Source organism: Megasphaera massiliensis (genome assembly GCF_036305205.1).
Taxonomy (GTDB): Bacteria; Bacillota; Negativicutes; order Veillonellales; family Megasphaeraceae; genus Megasphaera; species Megasphaera massiliensis.
The window spans coordinates 42297-50629 of sequence record NZ_JAXIXE010000015.1; the positions used below are offsets into that span (position 1 = coordinate 42297).

At 49.9% G+C, this 8333-nt stretch carries 7 protein-coding genes; 6 read left to right on the plus strand and 1 reads right to left on the minus strand.

Annotation, left to right across the window (positions count from 1 at the left end; all coding sequences use genetic code 11):
* Window positions 1-117 precede the first annotated feature (117 nt).
* The 4 genes from UCI88_RS03470 (at window position 118) to UCI88_RS03485 (ending at window position 3821) form a co-directional block, all read left to right on the plus strand.
* The gene (locus tag UCI88_RS03470; RefSeq protein WP_256180271.1) at window positions 118-1530 is read left to right on the plus strand and encodes an MATE family efflux transporter; all 1413 of its coding nucleotides are present in this window, start codon (window positions 118-120) and stop codon (window positions 1528-1530) included.
* Window positions 1531-1882: 352 nt separating this feature from the next.
* Window positions 1883-2464: a helix-turn-helix domain-containing protein gene (locus UCI88_RS03475; RefSeq protein WP_256180270.1), complete on the plus strand. Its 582-nt coding sequence runs from the start codon at window positions 1883-1885 to the stop codon at window positions 2462-2464.
* 172 nt (window positions 2465-2636) lie between these two features.
* Window positions 2637-3059 carry a YbjN domain-containing protein gene (locus UCI88_RS03480; RefSeq protein ID WP_044504007.1) on the plus strand — a complete coding sequence of 141 codons (423 nt, stop codon included), beginning with the start codon at window positions 2637-2639 and terminating at the stop codon, window positions 3057-3059.
* Between the two features lie 417 nt (window positions 3060-3476).
* Window positions 3477-3821, plus strand: coding sequence for a hypothetical protein (locus tag UCI88_RS03485; RefSeq protein WP_256180269.1), 345 nt, complete (start codon window positions 3477-3479; stop codon window positions 3819-3821).
* Window positions 3822-4151: 330 nt separating this feature from the next.
* On the opposite strand, the gene UCI88_RS03490 is transcribed toward UCI88_RS03485, so the two are convergent.
* Window positions 4152-6089, minus strand: coding sequence for an OPT family oligopeptide transporter (locus tag UCI88_RS03490; protein WP_256180268.1), 1938 nt, complete (start codon window positions 6087-6089; stop codon window positions 4152-4154).
* Between the two features lie 251 nt (window positions 6090-6340).
* On the opposite strand from UCI88_RS03490, the gene UCI88_RS03495 reads away from it, so the two are divergent.
* Together UCI88_RS03495 and UCI88_RS03500 are read left to right on the plus strand one after the other, a co-directional pair.
* Entirely contained in the window at window positions 6341-7123 is a 783-nt protein-coding gene (locus UCI88_RS03495; protein WP_044504004.1) for an electron transfer flavoprotein subunit beta/FixA family protein, read from the plus strand.
* A gap of 14 nt (window positions 7124-7137) precedes the next feature.
* On the plus strand, window positions 7138-8139 hold the full coding sequence (locus UCI88_RS03500; protein WP_256180267.1) for an electron transfer flavoprotein subunit alpha/FixB family protein: 1002 nt from the start codon (window positions 7138-7140) through the stop codon (window positions 8137-8139).
* Window positions 8140-8333: the final 194 nt, after the last annotated feature.

Consider the following 8333-nt stretch of genomic DNA (forward strand, 5'->3'; position numbering starts at 1 on the left):
TCAGGTCCATTGTAGCATGAGGTACCATTGCTGTAAACTATGATAATGATAGTTTATAGGTCTTTGCTATGAATCACTGACAGCACTATAATGAGTGTCGTTAGGAGGAGACCTACTATGGAAGAAACAAATACAATGCATCACGTACATCAAAAAATGTTTAAAATCGACATGCTGCACGGTTCACTCTGGGATAAAATCCCTCTCTTTGCCTTGCCTGTAGCAGCCACGGTCATTTTGGAACAACTTTTTCTGGCAGCTGATTTGGCCGTTGTCGGTCATTTCAGCGGTGCCGCCAATACGATTGCCGTCGCCGGCATTGGGGCTAATATCCCCATTATCGGCTTAATTCTAAACCTTTTTATCGGATTGGCTCTTGGTGTAAACGTCGTCATCGCCAATGCCATCGGCCGTAAGGACAGACTGACCGTAACCCATACGGTACATACGGCCGTCGTCATGGGCCTGGTCATCGGCGTCGCCGTGGCCATCATCGGAGAAGTCGTGGCGGCACCGCTTCTCGGTTCTCTCAATGTCCCCGATGACGTCTTGCCGTCGGCAGTGCTCTTTTTACGAATTTATCTCTTGGGACTGCCGGTCATCATGCTGTACAATTTTGAATCGTCTATCTTTCGCAGCGTCGGCGATACGCGCATGCCTTTAAAGGTCCTCGTCGTATCGGGACTGGTAAATGTAATCCTCAGTCTGTTTTTTGTTGCCGTCCTCGATTTGCATGTCGCCGGTGCCGCCTTGGCTACGGTGATGGCCAACGCTGTCAGTGCCGGCGTCTTGTTCCGCCTGTTGATGCGGCCCCACCGTTACATTCAGCTGAAGGTCAACGATATCGGCATTCATTGGGACTGCGTCCGTTCGGTTATCGCCATCGGTCTTCCGGCAGGCGTTCAAAGCGGCGTATTTACCTTAGCCAACATCGTTATCCAGGCCGCTATCAACAGCTTGGGGACGAATGCCATCGCTGCTTCGGCTGCAGCCTTTAACCTTGAAATGATTACGTATGATCTGCTTAATTCCTTCAGCCAGGCCTGCACGACCTTTGTCGGGCAGAACTATGGTGCCGGTCAGCTTGACCGCTGCCGCCGCATTTTTAAGATTGCCCTCTTCGAAGACATCATCGCTTCTGTCGCCGCCGTTTTCCTGATTTTCTCGTTCGGCCCCTTTCTGTTATCCCTCTTTTCGCCGGATCCGGCCGTCATTGAACTGGGCATGCTGCGCTTGAAGATGGTCTTCTTTGCCTATGTATTCACTGTTTTATATGAAAATATGTCCGGTTATATGCGAGGTTTTGGTATTTCTTTGCTGCCGGCAGCCGTTACGACTGTCAGCATCTGCGGAAGTCGTCTCTTTTGGATTTTTGTCGTCTTTCCGCTGCACCGCGAATTCTACTGGATCATGATGGCCTATCCGGTCAGCCTGGCCATCACCGCCGTCTGCATTTTTGCCCTGCTCTTATGGTATCGTCCGACCCATCGCTTAGGACATGGGACGGAAAAACTGGCTTATGAAGGCTGAGTAGAACCGATATGAGCTATTCATGATGGTGAGAAATGAAAATACCTACGTAAAGCTTATAGAAAAGACGCGTAAGACGAATTGTTATTATGCGTCTTTTTCTTGTAGGATAAGAATGTAAGCTGTCATTCATGACAAGGGACTTTAATATAAAGCTTGAGTTTTTTGCAAATACGGAATAGCCGGCGGATTACTTTAGAATCCGGTGCCGTTAAGTACGGGCTTTCTTCGTCGAAGGAGTGATATGGTTGAGCTGCTTATTTTCGGAGGGGAGACGATTCTACGCTGCGTAGGTAGTATTATTGCCCCTTTTATTTTAAGATAATCATAGTAACGGAAAGAGGTGTAATGTATGAATTATATATCAGGAACGATGTTGAAAGAACTGCGTGAAAAAAAGAAGCTTACGCAAAAGGATTTAGCGGAGAAACTGCGTATCAGCGACAAGACGATTTCGAAATGGGAGACCGGCAAGGGCCTGCCGGATATTACCTTGGTAGCCCCCTTAGCGGAAGCCCTCGGTATTTCGGTGGCAGAACTCTTTGCCGGTGAATATGCCGTCAATGATAACCGCTCGGCCAATGTGAAAAAACTTAAGTTTTACGCCTGTCCCATTTGCGGCAATATCATCACCACCTTCGGCGAAGGCGATTATAATTGCTGCGGCGTCAAATTGCCGGTCCTTACGGTGGAAGACGCTTCTTCAGCTCATCAAATCAATTATGACATGATCGAACATGAGTTTTTCGTCCATATCGATCATCCCATGACTAAGGAGCACTATATTTCCTTTATGGCCTATGTGACGGCCGACCGCTATACCTTGGTCAAGCTCTATCCTGAACAGGATGCGCAGTGCCGGTTCATGAGCCGGGGCCATGGCTTTATCTATGCCTACTGCAATCGCGACGGCTTGTTTAAGATACATGTCTAGTGAAATTGTTTTTTCTGTCCTTGACCTCCTGAGGGTTAGCCCTAAAAAGTTAACCCTAAGGAGACCTTTGTTTAGGCAAATTTGTACGTATATTTACGACTCTGTGTTATTTGTGTTATGATAAAAGCAATAAAAGTTATGATACGTATTTGTTTTTATCATGGAGGTAACGATGAGTAAACTGGATTTATTTAAAGAGCATCTGGATGAAAGAGAATATCGCTATCGTGAGGTCACCGATAAGGAGGGCGTGACGCGGGGGTTTATTGCTCAACACGAGATTAAAGACAATCAGTTACTTACGGTGGTTTTTGAATTCCCAGAGGAAGAAAATTTTGTAGACGTGAGAATTTTTGATATCGCCAAGATAGAAGATTCTTCAAAACGAGAAAATTTATTGGAATTGATTAATGAACTCAATCTAAAGTATCGATTTGGCAAGTTTTTCGTCAGAGATACAGGCGATGTTGTCATGCAGTGGTCATTGTTTATTAAGGATCACTTTGATCCCGCATTTCTTCTGGATATGACTTTTATACTCGTAGGCAATGTAGGCGAAGAGTATCCTAAGTTTATGAAACTTCAATGGACATAAAGATAACATGCCCTTCTGAATAGGAAGTTCATATTCAATCTATTGTTCCATCGAGACAGATTGTTTTAGATGACTGTCTCATTAAATTGGTTTTACCATTCTTGCCCGTCTCCTGAGCGGGACGGAGGAACGGTATGCCTAGGCCTAAGAGGCCCTGCAGTATATCTTCGATCATATTTGTAAGTAAAAATGGGATTTATCATACCTGTTGAATTGACAAAGAGGGCACGACGGAGCTTTGGGCTTAGGTCGTGCCTCGCTGTTTTTAACGGCTTTTCTTGAAGATTCGGTAAGGCCCTGCTCCTACGGGCAGGCGTTCTTTGTCATATAAAGTATAATATATGATATAATAAAGTAAATCTAACATATATACAAAAGATGGCCGATGTGAGCCTGTCGGTTGGAAGGAGCAAGACGATGAAGAAGAAATGCAGTTGTTGCGGGAAGAAAAAGAAGGTTGTCCGTTTTGACGGGAAGGTATGGTGCAAGTCCTGTGTTTGGCACGAACTGAAAGAACGCAGTGCTGCGGAAGTGGAAGCAGACGCCGTCGAAGAATTGAAAGCGCCCGACACCATGGAAAACAGGACTGCCGCCGAGGAACTGCAGGACATGAAGGAAGCTGTAAAGGGATTGGCTACCAAGCAGAATCTGATTAAAGCGGGCACTTGTGCCGTCGGTGTTTTTGTCGTCGGCATGATTGCCGTCCATTTTGGCGCTGACCAGATGGTCTATCGTTGGCTGAATCCTTGGGCACCGTTCTAAATTGAACGCCGGTCATCGTGAGATGGTCGGCATTTTTTTTGCCAGAAAATAGGGAGGAGCGTATTTCTTTATAGGAATAAAAAAAGTCCCACCATGGTCCGCAGTGCGTTTCCGCCTTATACGTGGTGGGCTCTATCGACTATAGTGTATCAAACTTTAAGAAAAAAACAAGGGGTGCAGTCGTATAGGAACAGCGCTAGCCTGATTCGGACAAGGCGGGATTCTTTTGATGTAATTTAAATAGTGAGTAGCCATAAAAAATGACCTCCCGGCGTTCGTCTTTCAAAACGGACGTTAGGAGGCCATTTCCTTTGCTGTTAAGGCTGCACGTTAAGCCTGTTTTTTAATGCGGCAGGCGACGCAGTAGATGACGGCGCACAAGCCGAGATAGGCCAGGATGCCGAGGTAGGTGGCACCCGGTGTCGTGACCCAGTCTTTTAAGAACCAGTCGACGCCGCCGATGTGGAGGACGGCACTGATGAGGCTGCCGATAGCACCGCCGGCGACGAAGCCCGAGGCGATGGTGCTGCCTTCACTGAGTCGGAGTTCATTTAAGGCTTCGTCTTTGCTGCTGTGAGAGACGAAGTACGATACCAAGCCGCCGATGAGGACCGGCGTGTTGATTTCCATGGGAAGGTACGCGCCGAGGGCGAAGGCCAACGGCGGAACTTTCATCATCCACAAGATGAAGGCGAAGAAGGCGCCGGCCATGTAGAGCGGCCAGGGAGCGGCACCGCCGTCCATCATCGGTTTGACGATGGCGGCCATGGCATTGGCCTGAGGAGCGGCTAAGGCACCGGGGCCGGTGTAGCCGTAGGCGTGGTTCAAGAGGAAGATGACACCGACAGAGACGAAGCTGGTGACGATGATGGAGACGATTTGCCACTGCTGCATCTTCTTCGGCGTGGCGCCCGTGAGGTAGGCGACTTTCAGTTCCGACATGAAGTTGCCGGCAACGGCCAAGGTGGCGCAGAGGAAGGCGGCCATCATGAGGATGGCGATGATGCCGGAACTGCCGCTCATGCCGGCGTTGCCCATGAGGACGGCCGATACGATGATCATAAAGATGGTCATGCCCGAGACCGGTTCATTCCCCGTAAAGGCGATGGAACTGATGCCGACGACGGAGAGCATGAAGGAAAAGATGATGATGATGGCACCGGCCAGAAGGGTCTGGGTGATGTTCTGGGAGCAGGTGACATGGAAGAAGAGGATGAATAAGGCGTCCATGGCCAGGGTCCCGGTGACGATCTGGCTCATGGGCATATCCTGCTGGGTACGGAGAAGATCCGTTGCCGAAGAGCCCTTCGATGAGAACATATCCACGGCAGCTCTTTTCATGACCCGGCCGACGACGCCCGACATGGAGATGAGGCCGATGATGCCGGCCATGGCCAGCATGCCGATGCCGATGTGGCGGACGTACTGGGAGAAGACGTCGTCAATGGAGGCATTGGCCAAGAGAACGGACTGGCCGGCGATGGTCATGACGTGATCACCGCCGAGATAGTAGACGACAGGGATACAGACGAACCATGAGAAGAAGGAGCCGGCGGCAATGATGGCGGCGTAGCGAAGGCCCGTGAAGTAGCCGATGCCGAGGAGGGCTGCGTCGTTATCGAGGCTGAAAGCCAACTTGTACTTGTCAGCCGCCGCCTGGCCCCAGGAAAAGGTCAGGGTCGACAAGACTTCCTGCCACCAGCCGAGGCTGTTGAGGACGAAGTCGTAGGCCATGGCCAAGAGACCGCTGAAAACCATGACCTTAGCCTTGGAGCCTTCGTTGCAGCTCAAGACTTCAGCAGCGGCCCGCCCCGACGGGAAAGGATAGGCTGCGTCCATTTCTTCGCAGAAATAGCGGCGGAAGGTCGTGGCCAAGAGGACGCCGAGAACGCCGCCGAGGACGATGGGAATGACCATTTCGGCAAAGGATAATTGACTGTCAAGCTGCAGGATGAAAAGGGCCGGCAGGATAAACATGACGCCGCCGATGATGTTGGTACCGGCACTGGCAATGGCCTGGATGTGGACCGTTTCCGGGAAGGCGTTTTTGCGCTTGAAGAGAACGGCCATGCCCATAGCCAGGACCGAGACCGGGGCGAAGGCGTCGACGGTCTGGCCGATTTTCAGACACAGATAGCCGACGGCTAAGGCGAAGAGGGCGGCGAAAAAGAGCCCCCAGCCGACGACGTAGGCGTTGATTTCAACATAGTTTCTGTCCGGCGCCATGGGCGGGGCATAGTGTCGTCCGTCGGAATTTGGTGAAGACATAAGAAAGACCTCCTAAAAGTATAAAGTTTCATTGGCAAATCAAACGATTAACCCATTATAGACTCTTTAATTTTAGAAGAACGACGCTGGTCTGTCAACGATGGCTTTACGAGAATTTTACGGATAAAATTATATAATTAAAAACAATTCTTAATTGATAAATTTTTAATTATAGAGTATAATAGTGGACATAAGAGAGTCGCAATATGCGAATGCACTATTCTTACAGTCCTTATAAAGGAGGTTCTTCTATGAATATTGTAGTTTTAGTAAAGCAAGTTCCGGCAGTTTCTGAAATCGAAATTGCGCAAGATAATAACCTGGTCCGTGTCGGTGCTCCGTCGATGTTAAATCCCGTTGACAAGCATGCCATCGAAGCAGCGATTGCAGTCAAAGACGCAGTGGGCGGCACGGTTACCCTTATCACCATGGGCACGGCTCAGGCCGCGGAAGTCATGCGTGACGGCATCGCAGTCGGTGCTGATAAAGGCGTTCTCGTATCCGATGAACGCATGGCCGGGTCCGATACCTTAGCTACGGGCCTGATTTTAGCAAAGGCTATTGAAAAGATCGGCGACGTCGACCTGGTATTCACGGGCAAACGTTCGACCGATGGCGATACGGGCCAGATTCCTCCGGCCGTTGCTCAGTATTTGAACATCTCTCTCGTTTCCTATGCTGATTCCATCAATGTCGAAGGCTCGACGATTACGGCAACCCGCGCCAATCACGGCGGCGTTGAAACGGTTCAGGCCCAGTTACCGGCCGTCGTTTCGGTTACGGATAAGAGCAATACGCCGCGTTCTCCGAAAATCCGCGGTAAGATGGCTGCCAAAAAGGCTGTCTTCGATGTATGGCGTATCGAAGACTTGGGCCTCGATGCAGCAAGTGTTGGCAAATCCGGTTCGGCAACGAAAGTTACGGAAATGTTCGCGCCGGAACCGAATCCCGTCGGTATCATGGTCGAAGGGAATACCCCGGCGGACCTTGCGGCTAATCTCGTTAAAGATCTGACTGCCAAGAACTTACTGTAAGGAGGGCTCTGAACATGGAATTAAAAAACAACATCAGCGTATATATTGAAGTTGCCGGCAGTGCCTTGAGCACGCTGAGCATTGAATTGTTGGGCAAGGCTCGTCAGCTGGCTGACAAAAAGGGCGAACAAGTCGTCGCGTATATCGTCGGTGCCGATACGAGCAAAGCGGCTGAAGAAGCGATTTCCTATGGTGCAGACGCTGTCGTCGCCGTAGAAGATCCGGTACTCGAAGGTTATGACTCGGCCTTGTATACGAAGGCCATTGCAGCTTTGGTCGAAAAATACGCACCGAGCGTCATCCTCATCGGCGGTTCTCCCAACGGCCGTGACCTCGGCGGCCGCCTGTCGGCTAAATTGAAGGTCGGCCTCGTTGCCGATTGCATCGACGTCCTCCACGAAGGTGATGACGATACGCTTACTTGGATTCGTCCGGCCTTCACGGGTAAACTCCTGGTTAAGATTCAGACGACGACTCGCCCGCAGCTCGGAACGGTCAGCGATAAAATCTTCCACGGTGTCCCGGCTGATCCGTCCCGCAAGGGTGACGTCATCAAAGAAAAAGTCGATTTCAGCGGAGATGTTCCGGCCATTAAAGTAACTAACTTTGAAGCCGTCGAAAACGCAGCTGAAAGCCTGTCTATTGAATCGGCTGATATCGTCGTCGGCGCCGGCCGCGGCGTTCAGAACGAAGAAGGCATGAAAGCTGTCGAAGCTTTTGCTCAGCGTATCGGGGCTGCCTTCGGCGTTTCTAAACCCCTCGTCGATAACGAATGGGCTCCCCATGATTTGCAGATCGGGATTACGGGCAAGAAGATTGCCCCGAAAATCTACATCGCCATGGGTATTTCCGGTGCTATCCAGCATAAATTGGGCGTTCAGGATGCTGAATTGATCATTGCCGTCAATAAAGATCCCGATGCTCCGATTTTCGAATTCGCCCACTACGGCATCGTTGGCGATCTCTTTGAAGTCATGCCGGAATTGGAAAAACAAATTGCCAAGATCAAAGGATAAAAACCTGGCTGTGAGCCTTTCGTTCAGGTCATAGCAGGCTGTATAAAAGAGCTTTTCTACAATGTCGTGAACTGCTACCCGTCAAGTAGACACTCGAAAAAACATAAATAGATTTTGTTTCTGCCACCGGTTTCCGGTGGCAGTTTTTTATGCTGCCAGCCAATAGCTGGCATGTTTTTCCATTGGCGTTACTA